Source organism: Actinobacillus lignieresii (assembly GCF_900444945.1).
Taxonomy (GTDB): Bacteria; Pseudomonadota; Gammaproteobacteria; order Enterobacterales; family Pasteurellaceae; genus Actinobacillus; species Actinobacillus lignieresii.
The window spans coordinates 2,194,534-2,213,979 of sequence record NZ_UFRM01000001.1 but is presented as its reverse complement, the minus strand read 5'-3'; the positions used below and the strand labels follow the sequence as shown (position 1 = coordinate 2,213,979).

Annotated in this window: 19 protein-coding genes and 1 other annotated feature; of the genes, 2 read left to right on the top strand and 17 right to left on the bottom strand. The window is 42.3% G+C overall.

The annotated features are described in order from the left end of the window. The first annotated feature begins 18 nt into the window (after window positions 1–18). Window positions 19–513: a thioredoxin family protein gene (locus DY200_RS10545; RefSeq protein WP_115587940.1), complete on the top strand. Its 495-nt coding sequence runs from the start codon at window positions 19–21 to the stop codon at window positions 511–513. A gap of 67 nt (window positions 514–580) precedes the next feature. On the opposite strand, the gene map is transcribed toward DY200_RS10545, so the two are convergent. The 12 genes from map to hisG all read right to left on the bottom strand — a co-directional run bounded on the left by map (window position 581) and on the right by hisG (window position 11,981). After that, the gene (map, locus tag DY200_RS10540) at window positions 581–1,387 is read right to left on the bottom strand and encodes a type I methionyl aminopeptidase (RefSeq protein WP_015674526.1); all 807 of its coding nucleotides are present in this window, start codon (window positions 1,385–1,387) and stop codon (window positions 581–583) included. Between the two features lie 106 nt (window positions 1,388–1,493). Then, window positions 1,494–2,159, bottom strand: a complete 666-nt coding sequence (locus DY200_RS10535) for a 7-cyano-7-deazaguanine/7-aminomethyl-7-deazaguanine transporter (protein WP_015674525.1) — start codon at window positions 2,157–2,159, stop codon at window positions 1,494–1,496. Between the two features lie 120 nt (window positions 2,160–2,279). After that, on the bottom strand, window positions 2,280–2,924 hold the full coding sequence (hisIE, locus tag DY200_RS10530) for a bifunctional phosphoribosyl-AMP cyclohydrolase/phosphoribosyl-ATP diphosphatase HisIE (RefSeq protein ID WP_115587939.1): 645 nt from the start codon (window positions 2,922–2,924) through the stop codon (window positions 2,280–2,282). A 145-nt stretch (window positions 2,925–3,069) separates the two neighbouring features. Further along, window positions 3,070–3,843: an imidazole glycerol phosphate synthase subunit HisF gene (gene hisF, locus DY200_RS10525; protein WP_115587938.1), complete on the bottom strand. Its 774-nt coding sequence runs from the start codon at window positions 3,841–3,843 to the stop codon at window positions 3,070–3,072. Next, window positions 3,825–4,574, bottom strand: a complete 750-nt coding sequence (gene hisA, locus DY200_RS10520) for a 1-(5-phosphoribosyl)-5-[(5-phosphoribosylamino)methylideneamino]imidazole-4-carboxamide isomerase (protein WP_115587937.1) — start codon at window positions 4,572–4,574, stop codon at window positions 3,825–3,827. The genes hisF and hisA overlap by 19 nt, the downstream gene beginning before the upstream one ends. A 127-nt stretch (window positions 4,575–4,701) precedes the next feature. Beyond that, on the bottom strand, window positions 4,702–5,295 hold the full coding sequence (hisH, locus tag DY200_RS10515; RefSeq protein WP_115587936.1) for an imidazole glycerol phosphate synthase subunit HisH: 594 nt from the start codon (window positions 5,293–5,295) through the stop codon (window positions 4,702–4,704). 14 nt (window positions 5,296–5,309) lie between these two features. Beyond that, the gene (locus tag DY200_RS10510; protein ID WP_115587935.1) at window positions 5,310–6,596 is read right to left on the bottom strand and encodes a hypothetical protein; all 1,287 of its coding nucleotides are present in this window, start codon (window positions 6,594–6,596) and stop codon (window positions 5,310–5,312) included. Window positions 6,597–6,774: 178 nt separating this feature from the next. Next, the gene (hisB, locus tag DY200_RS10505; RefSeq protein ID WP_115587934.1) at window positions 6,775–7,857 is read right to left on the bottom strand and encodes a bifunctional histidinol-phosphatase/imidazoleglycerol-phosphate dehydratase HisB; all 1,083 of its coding nucleotides are present in this window, start codon (window positions 7,855–7,857) and stop codon (window positions 6,775–6,777) included. 64 nt (window positions 7,858–7,921) lie between these two features. Beyond that, window positions 7,922–8,377: an IS200/IS605 family transposase gene (tnpA, locus tag DY200_RS10500; RefSeq protein ID WP_115587933.1), complete on the bottom strand. Its 456-nt coding sequence runs from the start codon at window positions 8,375–8,377 to the stop codon at window positions 7,922–7,924. Between the two features lie 123 nt (window positions 8,378–8,500). Continuing rightward, complete coding sequence (hisC, locus tag DY200_RS10495) at window positions 8,501–9,553, bottom strand: histidinol-phosphate transaminase (RefSeq protein WP_115587932.1); 1,053 nt, start codon at window positions 9,551–9,553, stop codon at window positions 8,501–8,503. Window positions 9,554–9,679: 126 nt separating this feature from the next. Then, the gene (hisD, locus tag DY200_RS10490; RefSeq protein WP_115587931.1) at window positions 9,680–10,966 is read right to left on the bottom strand and encodes a histidinol dehydrogenase; all 1,287 of its coding nucleotides are present in this window, start codon (window positions 10,964–10,966) and stop codon (window positions 9,680–9,682) included. A 115-nt stretch (window positions 10,967–11,081) separates the two neighbouring features. Then, complete coding sequence (hisG, locus tag DY200_RS10485; RefSeq protein ID WP_115587930.1) at window positions 11,082–11,981, bottom strand: ATP phosphoribosyltransferase; 900 nt, start codon at window positions 11,979–11,981, stop codon at window positions 11,082–11,084. Window positions 11,982–12,015: 34 nt separating this feature from the next. Continuing rightward, window positions 12,016–12,160 (bottom strand) — a sequence feature (His leader region). A 189-nt stretch (window positions 12,161–12,349) separates the two neighbouring features. Here hisG and DY200_RS10480 point away from each other — a divergent pair. Then, on the top strand, window positions 12,350–13,207 hold the full coding sequence (locus tag DY200_RS10480) for a phosphoribosylaminoimidazolesuccinocarboxamide synthase (protein ID WP_005606150.1): 858 nt from the start codon (window positions 12,350–12,352) through the stop codon (window positions 13,205–13,207). A gap of 90 nt (window positions 13,208–13,297) precedes the next feature. Here DY200_RS10480 and DY200_RS10475 read toward each other — a convergent pair whose 3' ends face one another. The 5 genes from DY200_RS10475 to DY200_RS10455 all read right to left on the bottom strand — a co-directional run bounded on the left by DY200_RS10475 (window position 13,298) and on the right by DY200_RS10455 (window position 19,381). Then, the gene (locus tag DY200_RS10475) at window positions 13,298–13,615 is read right to left on the bottom strand and encodes a DUF2322 family protein (protein WP_115587929.1); all 318 of its coding nucleotides are present in this window, start codon (window positions 13,613–13,615) and stop codon (window positions 13,298–13,300) included. A gap of 66 nt (window positions 13,616–13,681) precedes the next feature. Then, a complete protein-coding gene (locus DY200_RS10470) occupies window positions 13,682–15,685 on the bottom strand; it encodes a TonB-dependent siderophore receptor (RefSeq protein ID WP_115587928.1) in 2,004 nt (667 codons plus the stop codon). Between the two features lie 32 nt (window positions 15,686–15,717). Next, entirely contained in the window at window positions 15,718–17,670 is a 1,953-nt protein-coding gene (gene fhuB / locus DY200_RS10465; RefSeq protein WP_115587927.1) for a Fe(3+)-hydroxamate ABC transporter permease FhuB, read from the bottom strand. After that, window positions 17,664–18,617, bottom strand: a complete 954-nt coding sequence (locus DY200_RS10460; RefSeq protein ID WP_115587926.1) for an iron-siderophore ABC transporter substrate-binding protein — start codon at window positions 18,615–18,617, stop codon at window positions 17,664–17,666. Before DY200_RS10460 ends, fhuB begins: the two co-directional genes overlap by 7 nt. Further along, window positions 18,617–19,381, bottom strand: a complete 765-nt coding sequence (locus DY200_RS10455; protein WP_115587925.1) for an ABC transporter ATP-binding protein — start codon at window positions 19,379–19,381, stop codon at window positions 18,617–18,619. Before DY200_RS10455 ends, DY200_RS10460 begins: the two co-directional genes overlap by 1 nt. Between the last annotated feature and the right edge of the window lie 65 nt (window positions 19,382–19,446).

Below are 19,446 nucleotides of genomic sequence, written 5' to 3'. Positions count from 1 at the left end.
TGTTTAAAAGGACATCCTATGGCACATTTTTATGAATATTTAGAATTTAATAGTGACGAAGACCGTGAAAATCAGCTTGAGGTTTACGTCGATGTAAAATTAGAAGCGGAAACCGAAGAAAAGCTTAAAGCCGTCGGCGTACAAGGCGATTGGCTGGTGATGGCGGAGCCTTATTGCCCGGACTGCGTAGAAATTGTCGCTTACTTCCAACGTATGACCAAACTCAATCCGAATATCAATGTGAAATACGTCGCCCGTAAAGACAACAAAGAACGTAAACATTTTGATAGCGACGAACAGCAACAAGCGGTCATTTCAGCACAAAAAATTCCAAGTATCTTTGATATTCGTAACGGAAAAACCGAACTGGTTTTATGCGAATTTCCGCAATTCTTAAAGCAAAAAATGGCAGCGGAACCGGAAAATTTTGACGAGTTGAAAGCCGATTTCCGTATGGGTAAATTCGGTAAACAAGTTGAAGCCGAGCTATTAGAAATTCTAACGAAAGCCTAGTTACATTTCATTACAAAAAACATAAAAAAATCCACCGCTTGTACGGTGGATTTTTTGTGTATCACGATTAAACGTTTTTCATAATGCGAGAAATGCGACCTTCGGCAATTTCTTCGTCACGAATCGTCATCACTTCACAGCCTTCTTTGGTTACCACAATTTGATGTTCAAACTGTGCCGAATGGCTACGGTCTTTAGTTTTCACCGTCCAACCGTCCGGCATATTGCGGATTTCTTTTTTACCCGCATTCACCATCGGCTCAATGGTAAACACCATACCTTCTTGCAATACTACACCACCGTCATCAGAATTGTAGTGAAGCACTTGCGGATCACAATGGAATTCGGTACCGATACCGTGACCGCAGTATTCACGCACCACAGAGAAACCTTGTTTTTCCACATATTGCTGAATGGTTTTACCGATTTCTTTTAAACGAATGCCCGGTTTTACCGTGCGTAAACCGATATAAAGCGATTCTAACGTCACTTCAATTAAACGTTTATCACGAATGCTCGGCTCGCCGACCACATACATTTTTGAGTTGTCGCCGTAGTAACCGTCTTTAATCACCGTCACGTCAATATTTAAAATATCGCCTTTTTTCAACTTGCGATCCGCACTCGGAATACCGTGGCACACCACTTCGTTCAATGAAATACAAGTCGCATTCGGGAAGCCGTGATAGTTTAAACACGCCGGAATCGCCTGCTGTTCGTTTACGATATATTCGTGGCAAATACGATCTAATTCTGCCGTGCTTACGCCTTCTTTCACATACGGCTCAATCATTACCAATACGTCAGAGGCTAATTTACAAGCGACACGTAATTTCTCAATCTCTTCTTCAGTTCTTAATGGAATCTTGCTCATGCTGCTCTCTCTTCTTAATTTAAGCGGTTAAATTTCTCAATTTTCTTGCAAATACGCAGAAAAAAGTAAGGGGATTATACCTTTTTTCGGCATAATCCCCAAACGACTATTTCAGTTTAAATTTTTTGACTAAATAATTGAGTAACACGCCATAGAGCGGTAAAAACAGTAATAAGCTAACAAATAGTTTAAACGCATAGTCCACCGTACCGATGGTGAACCAATGTTCCGCCATATAAGCATCATCGCTTTTATAAAACGCCACCGCAAAGAAAGCGAAGGTATCAATCAAGGTGCCGAAAATGGTCGAACACATCGGCGCAAGCCACCAAGTTTTACCCTGACGTAAGCGGTTAAACACCACAATATCCAATAACTGCCCCACCACATAAGCACAGAAACTGGCTAAAGCAATACGAAACACGAACAGATTAAATTCGTTTAACGCATTAAAGCCTTGGAATTGCGTCTCAAAAAACAGCACTGAAATCACATAACTAATCAGTAACGCCGGCAACATACCGACAAAAATAATTTTACGGGCAAGACTTGCACCAAATACTCGTACGGTTAAATCCGTCGCCAAAAACACAAACGGGAAAGTGAAAGTCCCCCAAGTGGTCGGAATCACAATATCGGTAAACGGAATCTTGACCTCAAAAGTAATCTGTACCAAATAGTTACTGATAGCGATAATAAAGATATGAAAAAGGGAAAGTAAAACCAGAGAACGACGCTTTTGTGCGTCTGAAAAATCAATTTGAAAGTTCATATTGTTCCTTTTTAAAAATAAAAAAGCCGAGGTAAGGGAACTCGGCAACCAATTTTGAGGGGCGAATTATACGCAAGCGGTCAAATTTTGCAAATTTTTTACAAAATCCAACCGCTTGTATTATTTATTAGAGCCTTCTGGGTGAAGCCCAATGCCCTGATAACGCTCTTTTAATTTAGCAATCACATCGCCCCATTCGAGATTCATCGAATGTAATAATACGGTTAAATGATAGGCTAAATCCGCCGCTTCGCTTACTACTTCTTCTTTATCTTGCGACACCGCCGCCAATGCGGTTTCAACGCCCTCTTCTCCCACTTTTTGAGCGATTTTCTTCACGCCTTTAGTATAGAGTTTGGCGGTATAAGAACTTTCCGGATCGGCATATTTGCGCTCGGCAAGCACCTGTTCCAATTTCGCAAACCACGTCCAATCGCCTTCGGACTGGCTTTCAAATTGGTGGAAACAACTCCCCTCACCCGTATGACAAGTCGCCCCGATTGGATTCACTAAAATCAATAACGTATCGTTATCGCAATCCAAACTCATATCTACCACATTGAGAAAATGCCCTGAGGTTTCGCCCTTCGTCCACAGGCGTTGCTTGGTGCGAGAATAGAAAGTTACGACTTTTTCCGCTAAGGTTTTATTTAACGCTTCTGGGTTCATATAACCCAACATTAATACTTCACTGGTTTGGAAGTGTTGGATAATGACCGGGAGTAATTGATCTACTTTTTGCCAGTTTATATTTTGAATTTGCATATTTTTCCTAAAATTTGACCGCTTATACCCCATACTAACGTATGAGGTTACTTATAGTATGGTTGCTCCGCAACCTAAACTGTCGCAGAGCGACAAAACTATGCTTAACCTAGCACGTTAGTGCTAGGTATACGTACGCAGTGTATTACTTCCGAACTTCCACACCCGCTTCCGCAAGATACGCCTTCAACTCCCCAATCTCAATAATCCGCTTATGGAACACACTCGCTGCCAATGCGCCATCGACATTTGCTTCAATAAACGCATCTCGGAAATGCACCATTTCGCCGGCACCTCCTGAAGCGATTAACGGTACTTTGCACACTTCACGCACTAATTTGAGTTGGGTTAAATCGTAGCCGTTGCGAACACCGTCTTGGTTCATCATATTTAGCACGATTTCGCCTGCGCCGCGTTTTTGCACTTCTTGCACCCAGTCAAGCAGTTGCCAGTTGGTTTGGCGAGTGCGTTTTTCATCGCCAGTATATTGATTGACCCAGTATTTGCCTGTTTCTTGCTCGAACCAGCTATCAATGCCCACTACCACAGCTTGCACGCCAAAGCGATCTGCCAATGCGGTAATCAAATTCGGATCGGCAAGTGCGGGCGAATTTATCGAGATTTTATCAGCCCCGAATGCGAACAATTTTTCCGCATCTTCAAGGGTTTTGATCCCGCCTGCCACACAAAACGGAATATCGATCACTTGTGCCACACGCTCCACCCAGCTTTTATCCACCGTGCGACCGTCTGATGAGGCGGTAATGTCGTAAAACACCAACTCATCCGCCCCTTCTTGTGCATAGCGTTTCGCAAGCGGTACGATATCGCCAATAATTTCGTGGTTGCGAAACTGCACGCCTTTCACTACCTGACCGTTACGCACGTCCAAACAAGGGATTATCCGTTTTGCCAACATTCGATTGCCTCCGCTACATTAAACTTACCTTCTAACAACGCACGCCCAACGATTACGCCCGCTACGCCTGTGCTTTTTAACGCCTTGATGTCGTCAAGCGAACCGATTCCGCCTGATGATTGGAATTGGATCTCAGGGTATTTGGCACTGATTTCACGGTAAAGATCCACGTTCGAGCCAGCCAACGTGCCGTCTCGGGAAATATCGGTACACAAAACGTGCTGCAATCCGACCGCTTGATAATCTTCGATCAGCTCTTCGAGCGACACGCCGCTCGCCTCTTGCCAACCGCTAATCGCAATAATTTTTTGACCGCTTGCGTTAATGTTTATGTCCAACGCCAGTACGAATTTTTCCGCACCGTATTTTTCAAACCAGCCTTTGACCATAGCTCGATCTTTCACCGCCGTTGAGCCAATTACTACACGATTTGCCCCCACTGCCAATAAATCCGCCACGTCCTGCTCGGTGCGAATACCACCGCCCACTTGGATTTGGCAATTTGTTTCCGCAATAATCTTGCCGATAAGTGCGGTCTGTCTTTTCATCGGATCTTTCGCCCCAGTCAAATCGACCAAATGCAACTGCTCCGCCCCTTGTGCAAGGTAGCTAGCGAACTGCTCAATCGGATTGTCGGAATAGGTGGTTTGCTTAGCATAATCGCCCTGATGTAACCGCACTACATTGCCGTCAATCAGGTCAAGGGCGGGGATAATTATTGATTTTTTCATTGTGTTTGTTTCCTGTATGCCTAGCACTAACCGTGCTAGGTTAATAATTGTATTGTCGCTCTGCGACAAACAAAATTGGTTGCGGAGCAACCGCACTATGCGTAACCTCATACGGCAGTATGAGGCACTAAATAAGCTCCACAAAATTCTTCAACAACATTGCGCCATTTTTGCCTGAACGCTCGGGGTGGAACTGCACACCGTAGAAGTTTTTGCTCGCAATCGCTGCCGAGAAAGGCACGCCGTAGTCAGCGGTAGCAATGGTGTTTTCATTCGGCAACACCGCATAGCTATGCACAAAATAGAAATGGCTGTTTTGCTCAATGCCGTGAAATAACGGGTGGTCGGCTTGATATTGAATCTTGTTCCAGCCCATATGTGGCAATGGCAAGCCCGTATTTGGGATTAGCTCGGTTTTGCCGCTCATTAGCTTGAGCGTGTCCACCTCACCTTCGGCAGAAAATTCTGTCATTAACTGCATACCCAAACAAATACCAAGCACTGGCTGAGTGGCGTTGCGAATGGTGTCAATCAAATCACGATCTTGCAAAATCTTCATCGCAGCCATAGCCGTCCCCACACCAGGGAGCAAGAGCTTGTCTGCCGATTTAATTTTGTCTAAATCACAACTAATCTCCGCCTGAATCCCCAAGCGATCGAATGCAAATTTTACAGATGACAGGTTTGCACAGCCTGTGTTGATGATTATTAGGTTAGTCATTTATTACTCATTATTTATCTTAACTCATCAAAAAATTCTTTTTCTTTAGTTTCATCAAGCAATATGCGTAAAAAATCTTTTGATTGATTATTAGTAGTTAGTTTATCCTCAACCTTTACTGCTAGATTTCTTAATCTTCGTAATTTTGATGGAGTTTCTATAATTCTCTTCAGAGAATCACTTGTTTTTATCGTTTCAATAAAAGCTTCTATCATTTCATTATTAAATTTTTCAAACATCTGCGGTATATATACAGATGCTTCATTAGCATAAAAATCAGTTCTGCTATAATTATAGCTATACCCAACATTACCTATATATGTATGAGTCAAAGCCCAAACATAATCTCTAATATACTTATTAGGTACAATATCTGCATAATTATATAATTCTCTAACACATTGGTTTTCAACACTCCAATTATGCGTATTTTGTTTTAAATTATTAATAAGCGGTTGTAATTTATATTCTCTAGAGGATTGCGATAAATATCCATTTGCATTAACTAATCTAACAAAAGAAAATCCTTTATTTGTAACATCAGAATTACCCTGAATTATTAATTGGTCAATTCTTCTTACTATTTGTAACTTTATATCTTTTGTTAATAACCCCCATAAAATAGGAGATACAAATTCAATATTAGAACTTAATATACTAGTTGTTTGCGGGTGAATATATATATTAAAAAACCGATTTATTAACTCTTGTTTATATATTTCTGGCAAATCCCCAAAAGCGTTAGAAACTGCAATAACATTTCTATCAAATGTATTAACTTCAAGAACCTTTATATATTCATTTATGTCAATTATTTTACTTGGATACTCTTGATTTAGCACATATTTAATACAATCATTAAACATATCTAATACTTTAATAATACTGGGGTCACTACTTTTAGGATGCCCATCAAAAATATGTCTAGTTTCCTTGGCATGTTTGAGAATTTTTTGTGCTTCCCAACCTATCACTCCAATTTTATATGCTCCATCAATTAATTGATCATCATTTATATAATTTTGAAAATCTTCATAATTTTTTATCTCTTTGTTTGGTTTTATTTCCTTATTAAATAAATCGATACTTCTATATAAAATTTTATTTCTCAAATCATCAACAACTGCATTCCAAAAACATCCTATTGCACTTCGATATCCTTGAACAGATAAAACCCTGATAGCTTCTAAAATATAAGGATTGTCTTGCATATCTTCTCTAACACTTAGAACTGATTTTTGTATTAATGATGTAACTTCTAATGTTAAGCTATTTTCTACTATTGATAATTGATTTGTCATATTGGCTTCCTTAATGATAAACAGTCAAATCCCCAAAAACTTTGCAAAATCCAACCGCACTTTTCCAACGTGATTGTAGGGACGCACTGCGTGCGTCCATTTTAAATCACGCTCCGTTTTCACGACGGACACACGCAGTGTGTCCCTACTGTTCACATTATTTACATTTTGCTGAAAATCACAACACACCCTTCGAACTCGGCAATTCATTCCCTTCCACTTTGATGCACTGTCTTAGGGTTCTGCCGAATACTTTGAATAGGCTTTCGATTTTGTGGTGGTCGTTGTCGCCTTTGGTTTTCAGGTGGAGCGTTGCCATTAGGGTGTAGGCGATCGATTGGAAGAAATGCTCGGTCATTTCAGTGCTAAAATCGCCGACTTTTTCACGCTTGAATTTTGCCTTAAATTTGAAGTATGGGCGACCCGACAAGTCCATGGTGCATTCCGCTTTACATTCGTCCATTGGTAGCACAAAGCCGAAACGTTGAATACCACGTTTGTCGCCTAATGCTTGTTTTAATGCCGTGCCGAGAGCAAGAGCGGTGTCTTCAACAGTGTGGTGTTCATCAATCCATAAGTCGCCTTTACATTGCACGTTCATTCGGAAACCGCCGTGCGTGGCGATTTGATCGAGCATATGGTCGAAAAAGCCCACGCCTGTGCTAATTTGGTTCACGCCCGTTTCGTCTAGCCACACCTGCACTTTGATATCGGTTTCTTTGGTGGTGCGAACCACTTCCGCATAGCGTGGTGGGCGTTCACAAGCGGTCGTTTTTGGCAATAATTTTTCCACAATCAGATCCCAATCCAATTTTTCCGGGTGATATTGCAACGCCTGAATGCCGAGATTTTCCGCCAGTTCAACATCTGTGGCACGGTCGCCAATCACAAAACTGCGGTCGGGATCGAACAATTTTTTGTCGATATATTTTTTCAGCAATTTGATCTTCGGTTTACGACAATCGCAATTGTCTTCTGGCTTGTGTGGACAAATCAAAATCGCATCAAATTCAATGCCTTGCGAACGAAAAATCTCCAACATCGCATTGTGCGGTTTGTCGAAATTCTCCTGCGGAAACGACTCTGTGCCTAAACCGTCTTGATTGCTGACCATCACAAAACGGTAGTGATCTTTCAATTTCAGTAACGCAGGAATCACATTACGTTCCAGTTTCAGTTTTTCCAAACTATCAATTTGAAAATCCGTTTTCGGCTCGTCAATTAGAGTGCCGTCACGGTCGATGAATAGGGTCGGTTGCATATTGGTTCTCCTGTTTCCTAGCACTCTCGTGCTAGGCTAAGCATAGTAGCGATACTCTGTATCGCTATAGATCTTTTTCAAAAAATTTTTCGTTGATTTCAATGCCTGCTTCAGTCAGTAAGAATTTGGTCTCATCAACAAAATTTTGCGTTTTATGGTGTTCTTTCTGATTTTTAATGTAATTGATGATTTTTTCTTTATCTCGTTCGCAATAGGTCAAAGAACAATATCCTCTCGACCACGCATAAAATTCAGGAAATAAGTGTTTATTTTCATCAATCCATTTATGGGTTGTGGTTTTCAATTTCTGCACAAATTCCGCTACGGAAAGCATTGGGTGCAGTTCCACCAAAAGATGAATATGATCTGGCATACCATTCACTCTATAAAGCACCGAATGATGTTCTCGTACAAAGCCCCAAATGTAGCGATAAAGATATTCTTCATTTTCTTCTACGATACTCGGCACACCATATTTTGTACGAAAAATGATGTGATATAGATTTCTGGTGTAGCTCATATTTTCTCCTTTTGACAATGTCGCAGAGCGACATCACTATGCATAACCACGTACGTTAGTGCGTGGTTTTTGCTCATATCCTAGCACTACGTACTAGGTTACGCATAGTACTGATGCTCCGCATCAGGCTACTCGGATTTCATCGATTACTCTCTCCAACTCCTCCCTCGTCCCAATCGAGATACGAATACAATTCTGCAATCCCAAGGCTTTGTGTTGGTCTCGCAAAATAATGCCTTTTTCCCACAATGCTTTAAACACTTTTTGTCCGTCTTGGAATTTGACGAGAACATAGTTAGCTTCGGTGTCAAAAATTTCCATCACGCTTGGAATGGTTTTAAGCTGTCCGATTAACCATGCTCGGTTTTCTAGCACATTTGCCACACGTTGTTTCATCTCATTTAGTCCTTGTTCAGTTAAGGCTTGAGCAGCAATATCAGAAACAGGTACAGGCAACGGATAAGGTGCAATCACTTTTTGCAGAACGCCGATTAATTCTTCATTAGCAAGGGTAAAACCGCAACGTAGCCCTGCTAGAGCAAAGGCTTTGGAAAGCGTGCGGATAATCGCCAAATGTGGGAAGTTAGCAAGCTCGCTCGCCATTGTCGCTTCGGGGCAAAATTCAATATAGGCTTCGTCCGCCACCACAATCGCTCGTCCTGCGGTGATTTGCAAAAGTTTGAGCAAATCCGCCCGCTTGACGAGCGTGCCAGTCGGGTTGTTTGGGCTACAGACGAACACCACTTTCACTCCGTCAAGGTTGCGTTCGATTTCAGGCAAATTAAGTTGAAAATCTGTGGTTAAAGGCACGGTTTTCAGCCCCACGCCACAGGTTTCTGCCGACACGCTATACATTCCGTAAGTCGGTGGGCAGTAAAGCACGCTGTCGGCAGGCTCGCAAAAGGCACGGATAATCAGCTCAATGCTTTCATCGCCGCCACGGGTAACGATCACATTTTCAGGTTTTACGCCTGCATATTTGGCATAACCATTTACCACATCAGCAGGTTGGGCTTCCGGATAGCGGTTAAAAGTGCGGTTGATTAAATCAAAGTTTGGCGAAGTCGGGTATTCGTTCGCATTCAGCCACACATCGCCATTGCCCCCCAAGCGGCGAGCCGATTGGTAAGGGGTTAAGGCTTGAACATTTTTTCGAGAGAGTTGAGAGATTTGCATATTTTGTTCCTTCCACCCCCATACGAGCCGTATGGGGTTACTTAATCCGAGCCACCCTGTGGCTCTTTGTCTTTCTAATTTTCAACCCCAGCGGGGCTGGGATTATCGATTCTAGGACGGCTCGTCCTAGGCAATCTTCGCCAATCGAATCGACACCGCCTGTTTGTGGGCTTCTAGCTGTTCCGCACTTGCCATCACTTCCACTGTTTTGGCTAAATCTTTGAAACCTTGTGGCGTGAGTTCTTGCACGGTCATTCGTTTGCTGAAATCCGCCAAGCCTAGGCTTGATGTGGTGCGGGTGTAACCGTAGGTCGGCAGAACGTGGTTGGTGCCACTGGCGTAGTCGCCCATACTTTCTGGGGAATATGCCCCTAGGAAAATCGAGCCTGCGTTGTCGAGTTGGTCGAGCAATGAGCGGGCGTTTTCCACTTGCACCACCAAGTGTTCAGGGGCATATTCGTTGCTGATTTCGACCGCTTGTTCGAGACTTTCGGCAATGAAAATTCTGCTATGTTCTAGAGCTTTGCAAGCGGTCTCTTTTCTCGGTAATTCTGCAAGTTGGCGGTTAATGGCAAGTGCGGTCTGTTTTGCCAAGGTTTCGCTTGGCGTGACTAAAATCACTTGGCTGTCTGCACCGTGTTCCGCTTGGGAAAGTAGGTCGCTTGCCACAAAATCAGGGTCGGCATTTTCGTCCGCCAGCACTAATACTTCTGAAGGCCCTGCCTGCATATCAATCGCAGCACCGTTTACGCTTTGTGACACTTGGCGTTTGGCTTCGGTGACGAAACTATTGCCCGGCCCGAAAATTTTATCCACTTTCGCTACAGTTTCCGTACCGTAAGCCATTGCGACAATCGCTTGCGCACCGCCCACAGGGTAAATGGTTTCCACGCCACAAAGATCGGCAGCGTAAAGAATAGCGTCCGCAATCGGTGGTGGCGAGCAAAGCACGATTTTTTTACAGCCTGCGATTTTGGCGGGAATGGCGAGCATTAGCACGGTGGAAAATAGCGGTGCAGAACCGCCCGGAATATACAAACCGACACGATTAATCGGGCGTGTAACCACTTGGCAACGCACGCCTGCTTGAGTTTCGATGTCCACCGGCTGCGGAATTTGTGCGGTGTGAAATTTTTCAATATTCGCTTTGGCATTTTGGATCGCTTGTTTTAGTTCATCTGATAAACGATCGCTTGCCGCTTGAATCTGCGCTTTTGAAACAACAAGATTATCTAATTTCACTTTGTCGAATTTTTCGCATAGCTCGAATAATGCCTTATCGCCATTTGCCAATACGTTTTCACGAATAGAATCGACCGCTTGTTGAATATTGAACGCAGAGCTAATCGCAGGGCGAGTAAGTGATTCTTTGCGTTGTTGTTCGGTTAAGTTTTTCCAAATTAGGGTTTGCATATTGTTCTCCATTTTCGTTTTTAAATCTCCCCCAGCCCCTCTTTACAAAAGAGGGGGGCTTTTCTTTCTCCGTTTATTCCCCCTCTTTGATAAAGAGGGGGCTAGGGGGAGATTTCTAAGCCAACATCTTCTCAATCGGTAGCACAAGCACTGAACTTGCGCCCATTTCTTTCAGTTGTTCCATGGTTTCCCAGAACAAGTTTTCTTGGCTAACTACGTGCATCGCAACACGGGCGGAATCATTAGCGAGCGGGAGAATGGTTGGGTTTTCCACACCCGGTAAAAGTGCGGTGATTTCTTTGAGTTTATCTTTTGGAGCGTGCAGCATAATGTATTTACTTTCCGCCGCTTGTTGTACGCCTTGAATACGGGTAAGTAGCCGATCGACTAACGCTTGTTTTTCGGCTGAAAGCGGTTCGGCACGTTGAATCAGGCAGGCTTTGGATTGATAAATCACTTCCACTTCTTTTAAGCCGTTCGCTTCCAAGGTTGCGCCGGATGAAACCAAATCGCAAATCGCATCGGCTAAACCGGCGGAAGGGGCGACTTCGACAGAGCCGTTAAGTAAGGTGCTTTTAAATGCTACGCCCTTTTCGTTCATATAGCGTTTGAGTAAGTTCGGATAGCTGGTGGCAATACGTGAATTAACGAAGTCTTGCACACCGTTATAACTGCGGTCACGATCAATCGCTAACGACAAACGGCAGCCGCCAAAATCCAAGGTGCGTAATTTTTTATATTCAACTTGTTCACCTCGAGCAAGGCGACCAAGTTCCTCTTCTTCCAGTACATTTTCTCCAATCACGCCGAGATCCACCACGCCTTCAAAAACCAAGCCTGGAATATCGTCATCACGCACCCGTAAAATTTCAATCGGCATATTTTCCGAATAAGCGATTAAACGTTGTTCGTTCCAGTTGATTTTCACCCCACATTGCTTGAGTAATTCGTTGCAATCTTTGCTTAAACGCCCTTTTTTCTGCAGAGCGATACGTAAACGGTTTGTGGTTGTCATTTTGTCTTTCCCATGTTGTGTTTAAATTTCGGATATAAAAAACCTCTCGAAAGTTGCCTTCCGAGAGGTTTTGTATTTTGCTGCGATATGCGATTTTGCTTTATATGTACTCGGAAGATTTTCTACCTTCCGACCACACTCAAATGCCCGAAAGATATCAGGTTGAATGATGGTGATGATGAGTACGGGTAAAGTTCATAATAGCTTTCTCAATATAAATTTGTTGAATTGCTTTTTAACATACGCCTAAAATTTATAGATTGCAAGCTGTTTTTTAAAAAAATTTTTACTCGTTAGAATAAATTCGCAATCGTTTGCGTAAAAGAGTATAATTCGTTTAATTTTTTATTCTAAAGGAATTTTTAACCATGCAAATTAGCTTAAAAAAAATCTATTCGGGAAAAGTACGTGATCTTTATGAAATTGATGATAAACGTATGTTGATGGTCGCCACCGACCGTTTATCCGCATTTGATGTGATCTTAGATGATCCGATTCCTCGTAAAGGCGAAATCCTTACCCAAATTTCTAATTTCTGGTTCCAAAAATTAGCCCACATTATGCCGAATCATTTTACCGGCGATTCCGTTTTTGATGTATTACCGAAAGAAGAAGCGGAAGCGATTCAGCACCGTGCTGTCGTTTGTAAACGCTTAACACCGGTAAAAATCGAATCTATCGTGCGCGGCTATTTAACCGGTTCGGGCTTAAAAGATTACAAGCAAACCGGTACGATTTGCGGCTTAAAATTACCGGAAGGTTTAGTAGAAGCAAGCAAATTGCCACAACCGATTTTCACCCCGTCAAGCAAAGCGGAAGTGGGCGATCACGATATCAATATTTCATACGAAGAATGCGAACGCCAAATCGGCGCGGAATTAGCCGCGAAAGTTCGTGATGCGGCGATTGCACTTTATACCGAAGCGGCGGAATATGCGCTCACAAAAGGCATTATTATTTGCGACACCAAATTTGAATTCGGTTTGGATGAGAACGGTACGCTAACTTTAATGGATGAAGTGCTAACCCCTGACTCAAGCCGTTTCTGGTCGGTAGATACTTACCAAGAAGGCACAAACCCGCCGTCATTCGACAAGCAATTTGTGCGTGACTGGTTGGAAAACAGCGGTTGGAATAAACAGGCTCCGGCACCGAAAGTACCGGCGGACGTAATTGAAAAAACCGTGGCGAAATATCAAGAAGCGTTAGATTTATTAACCAAATAATTCTCAGTTTTCCCTAAAAGCAAGCGGTCGGATTCTGCAAATTTTTTGCAAATTCCGACCGCTTGTTGTTTGCGAGTTACTTCACGATAATTACTTAGCGACAGGCTCGAGCGTTAATGCTAAATCTTGATTGATAACTTTAAACAGTAAGTCGATATTCGGGTGTTTACCGGCATTTTGTTTTGCGTCTTCCGCGTGCTCGGCAAACCATTCAATACCTTGTTGTGCCGCTGAAGCGGTTAATTTCCCGTCAAATTTTTCCGCTAATGCATTATACAGTTTAAGTGAACCCAATTTACCTTCCACAGCCGGAATATGATGAATCACTTCCCCTTGTGCGTTACGCACATTTAAACCGGCAAGATGATCAACCGCTGAAAAGGTGGCTAAATAGTCTTTAAATTGCATATTGTTTCCTTATGATTATGATAAAAAAGAGCTGAAATTATCAGCTCTTTTAATAGGTTTTGCAAATTAGAATTTGTAGGTTAAGTTCGCTGTAACTTTACGTCCTTCTCCCATATAACACCAATAGGTATCACATGCACTTATGTATTTTTTGTTACTCAAATTCGAAACATTAACTTGTGCAACCCAATGCTTGTTGAAATCATATTTAGCCATTAAGTCCACTAATGTATAAGCCGGAACTTTTTCTTCTATTACACCATTAGTACTTGTACCTACGTATCGAACTCCCGCTCCTACTTTAAGACCAGCTAATGTATTATTTGTGAATGCGTAATTCATGAAAGCGGAATATGTATGACGAGGAATAATCGCCTTACGTATATTATTTACTTTAGCATCAATATAAGTATAAGCTAATAATGCCGAAATATTATCATTCAGCTTCATATCTGTTTGTAATTCAACACCTTTACTTTTGGCTTTCTCTGTTTGCAATTGAATAACTTGTCCGTTCACTTGTCCCTGAACCAAACCATTTTTCTCTTTTAAATCAAAATAAGCAATAGAGAGTGTTCCATCAACAAAACTCGGTAAATATTTAAAACCTACTTCATGTTGCGAACCTTCATAAGGCTTATAGCGTACTATGTGCCCATTAACATTAGAACCTGAAATTGGGCGGAAAGATTCAGAATAGTTATAAAACGGAGATAAGCCCGAATCCGTAATATACATTACACCGGCTGAGTAGCTATTATGATTAATATCATATCCCTCATCACCGTATGCACTATAGTAGTCACCCTTTGCAAAATCACGGCGAGCGCCTAAATTTACTAGCAATCTATTATCAAAACGGAATTGATTTTGCAAATATACGCCTAATTGTCTTTCTTTATTTACATAAGGAGATACCGCACCAAACGGTTGTGCTGCTGTTGGATAATTACCGTATAGGTTACTCAATATTTCACTGCCATAACCGTTTGCTGCATAGTTTTTACCCGTCGTATAATCAAAACCAACCGTTAAGATATTTTCAATGCGATCTATTGCCCATGTTTTGCTTAAACGATTATCTAATGAGTGCGTAAAGGTTTTTCCTCTTGCCGTCATTGTACTTAAAGATGAACCATCCCAACCGATAGAAGCACTAAATTGGTCTTTATTGCTATAAGCATAGCGATAATTTGACTGATAAACTAAATCATCACTAAATTTATGAGTAAATTCATAACCGACAGAATATTGATTACGGCGTAAATATTCCGGTACATTTTCTGCAAAATTAGTACGATTAGATAATCCTAAAGAAGATAATCTTTCATAACCGGCAGGGAAAAAACCTGAACTTGGACGACCATTATCATGCTGAACACTTGCTAATAAAGTCAAACTGGTATTTTTACTAATATCCCACGAAAGACTTGGAGCAAAGTAATAAGCATCCATATAACTGCCTTTCGGCTCACCGTCTCTTCGGTTGTAATCACCAACTAGACGGAAACGAACATTTTCACTAATAACATTACTATAATCCGCTGAAAAACCTCTCTCGTTTCTATTTCCCAACGTAAACTTCAACTCACCTTTCGGCTCTTTTGTCGGACGCTTGCTAACTAAATTAATTAATCCGCCACTTTGAGCTGAACCATAAGTAAGAGAATCTGCGCCTTTCACAACCTCAATACTTTCTAAGCCATACATATTCGGTTGCCAATGATAAAAACCAAAGCTATACATTGCCGTACCGTCAATACGAAGAGTTGGACTAAAACCACGAATACGAATCCAATCATGGGTATCAATATCTCCTCCATACGGCTGACTTAAGATACCTGCTTCATAACGACCAATTTCATCAGCTTGTCTATAACCTTTCTCTTTGATCTGTTCTTCTGTTAATACAGATACCGATTTAGGTGTCATATATTCCACCTTACCTGCTTTAGAAACAGAGCCGACCACCGACACCTCATCCAATACTGCGGTTTCTTGTGCGATTGCCGGTGAGATGGCTAAGGCAACTGCCGAAGCGACTGTCGAATAGAAAAACGTTTTTTTCATTTTATTCATCCTAAAATGTTGTTAATAATCTTTTAAACTCTTCTTAGCATTAATAAGAAATAAGTGCCGCCGACTAATGTGGCGACTAAGCCTGCTGGAATTTCATACGGAAACAATAGCTGTCTGCCGAGCCAATCGGCAAGCGACATAATCAATCCGCCCAAACAAGCCGAGATCAAAATCTGTTGTGGGACTTTTTTTACCCCTAAAAAACGTACCATTTGCGGTACAAGTAAACCGATAAAACTTAACGGACCGATAACTAAGGTCGCTAGTGCAGTTAATAACGCACTAAATAAAATTAAACACCAGCGAGCTTGTTTGAGATTTAAGCCGAGCGATTGTGCCATCGACGCTTGTAACGCCAGTAAAGCAAGCCAACGACTGAAAATCAAACTTGCAAAAAGCAACGTAAAACTGACCGCTAGCAAACCGATAGCCATTTCATGACTTACATTTTGGGTCGAACCCGATGTCCAGGCAATCAGCTGATTGGCTCGAGGGTCTCCACTGGCAATCGCTAAACGTTGCAGAGTATCAAATAATGCCGATAAGCTGATACCGGTCAGCAACACTTTTTCCGGCAACATACCGCTACGCTGATTAATTACAGTTAATACCAATAATGCGACACAAGCACCGAGAATTCCTGCCAACCAAAACCATTCGGTTTGTTGTACACCAAATAAGAATAACGCAGCTAAAACGCCCATCGAAGTGCCGGAAGACACTCCCAATAATTCGGGGCTTGCCATCGGGTTTAAAGTCAAACGCTGTAAAATCACACCGGCGACCGACAGTAAAATCCCGACCGCTATCGCTACCATTAAGCGAGGCAAGCGCAATGCAATTAACTCGCTTTGTTGCGTCCATTGCCAGCCGTTGATGCCTTTGCCGACAAATAACGCTAAGCAAATTGTCAAGGCTAAACCGCCGAGTATCAAAATAAGAACAAGCGGTCGAAATTGACGAATTTTTTGCGAATCCGTTTGCTGTAAACGTCCGGTATGCGGCAATGCACTAAACATCAGCCAAAGCAACAACGGCGTACCTAATAATGCGACCACCGCACCGGTCGGTAAATGAATCCCGCTAAAAAAGGCAAATAACTGTAACAGCAAATCCGTATTCGCCAACAATAACGCCCCCAGCACAAAAGCAGTACATAGTTGATGACTAAAACGGCGAATATGCAGTTGGCGAACGATAGTTGCTGAAGCCAAGCCGATAAAACCCAACATACCGACTTTCGCCACCACGACCGCAATTAAAAATGCCGCAATCAATACGCCAATGACCCGCAATTTTGCGACCGGTACGCCTAAACTCTGTGCATTCGCATCATTTAACGCCAAAATAGTGAGCGGACGAATAAATAAACCGATAAGTAACAAAGCCGGTATGGTTTGAGCAATCAATAATAAGGAATCCCGCCAACTTTCTTGCACTAAAGAACCGGCACCCCATTGTGCCAAACCTCGAGATTCTTCCGGATAAAACAGCATCATTAATGCGGAAAACGAACCGAAATAGAGATTTACCACTAAGCCGGCAAGGATCAACAATAAGGGCGACATTGTTTTTCGCATCGCCAAACTCAACACTAAAATCAGGCTGAATGCCGCACCGATTAATGCGACCGCACTTGAGCCGTATTCCAGCCAATCCGGTAAAAAAATCGCCGTTAAAAATAAGGCGAATTGCGCACCGCTACTAATGCCAAGCGTATTATCCGATGCCAACGGATTCGCCATCACTTGCTGTAATAATAAGCTCGCTAAACCTAGCAAACCGCCGGAAAGTAATGCCATCACAACACGCGGTAAGCTATAACTTTGAATCAGCAGTAGTTCCAGATTTTCACTTGGCAAAAATAGCGAAGCTAACCCACTTCCGTTTGGTAGTTGTAACGTTAATGTTGTTAGCAGTAGCCCGACAAATAGCACGGCTAATCCGCTGAACAATAATTTGCTCGCTTTTACCATTGTTCGCTCCCGTGCAATAATCCGTTAGCAAACATTTCGGCAAAGCGTTGGGCGGAAGGAATACCGCCGAATGTCCACACCGCCGGTAAAATTAACGGATCTTTCGCCATGGCTAAATGTTGCCACAAGGTGTTGTAACGCAAGGCGGAACCGATATTCGCCGGATACGGTTTTACTACCACTAAACGGCTATTTTCTGCCAGTTTAGCTAATTGAGTGACATCAATCGTTTCAAAGCCCCACACATTTTGTGAACCGTTCCACGCATTGCGAAAGCCGAGTTGTGATAACACCGCACCAAACGGGCTGTTTACGGCATAAATGCGTAAATGGCGTGTATCAATAAACTGCACTAAGGCTATTGGGCGTTCCAAATAAGGCTGAACAAGCGGTCGAATTTCACTAATTTTTTGCAAATAGCTTGTCATTAACGCTTCAAACGCCGCTTGTTTATCTGCAATAAACGCTACTTTACGGCTGGCATTCACAATATTTTGCCAAGCATCACCTTCCTTATAAAAATCTATCAACGTCACCGTGGAAAACGGCTCGAGCGTTGCGGTGGCTTGAGCATAAAAACTGCTATTAATAAAATGCAAATCGTGATCGCCCTGTTTTAAGGCAAGAATCTGCTCCGGGTTCGGCTGCATTCGCACGCCGAGATCTAAAGTGTCATTTGGTAACGCCGGTTCACTGACCCACTGCTGATAACTTTTTACATCACCGACCGCTACCGGTTTCTCGCCTAAAGCAATTAATGTTTCCGCAACCGTCCAATCCAAAGTTGCAAAAGATTTTGCTTTTACCCCGCAAGACATTGCAAAAAAAAGCCCAAAAATGACCGCTAATGTTTTAACCACGGAGAAACACGAAACCCCACGGAAAATACGATAAATATTTTCTGTGTTTTTCTGTGTGTTCCGTGGTAAAAAAATAAGTCGTTTCATCAATAAAAACTCACCGGTCGTTTGGTTTCCGGGTGTTCGATCACATTTAAATCAATGCCGTAAATTTGTTTTAATTTCGGGCTGTTTACAATCTCAAACGCATCACCCTGTGCTAATAATTTGCCGCTATGCAACGCCACAAGCTGATCACAATAACGTGCTGCCAAATTAATATCGTGAATCACAATAATCACACCTAAATTCAGCTCGCGCGCTAATTTTTTGACTAATTCCATCACTTCTACTTGATGAGCGATGTCTAAGGCGGCAAGCGGCTCATCCAACAGCAAAAATTTGCTTTGTTGCGCCAATAACATCGCCAGCCAAATGCGAGAACGCTCACCGCCGGAAAGCGTATCCACCAACTGCTCGGCAAACTGCTCGGTATGGGTTAAGGCTAAAGCTCGTTCGATAGCTTCATGATCTTTTTGTTTATTGGAACCGAATAAACCGTTCCACGCATAACGCCCCATGGCGATAAGCTCTCTGGCGGTCAGATTGGTAGCTTGCGGAAGATGTTGCGGAAGATAAGCGACTTGTTTGGCAAATTCTCGTGATGACCATTGGTTAAGTTCTTTCTGATTAAATAGAATTTTACCTGCTGATACTTGTTCTTGTTTTGCCAATAATTTAATGAATGTAGATTTACCCGAGCCATTGTGTCCGATTAACCCGTACACTTTACCTTGTTCGAATTGCAAAGAAATTGAATGGAGTAAAGTACGGCTAGGAATAGCAAAAGTCGCATTTTCAATTAAAAACACAATAGCTCCGAATAAATAAAAGGAAGCTATTCTAATTAAAAATTATTAGCATTTAAATAAGTTTC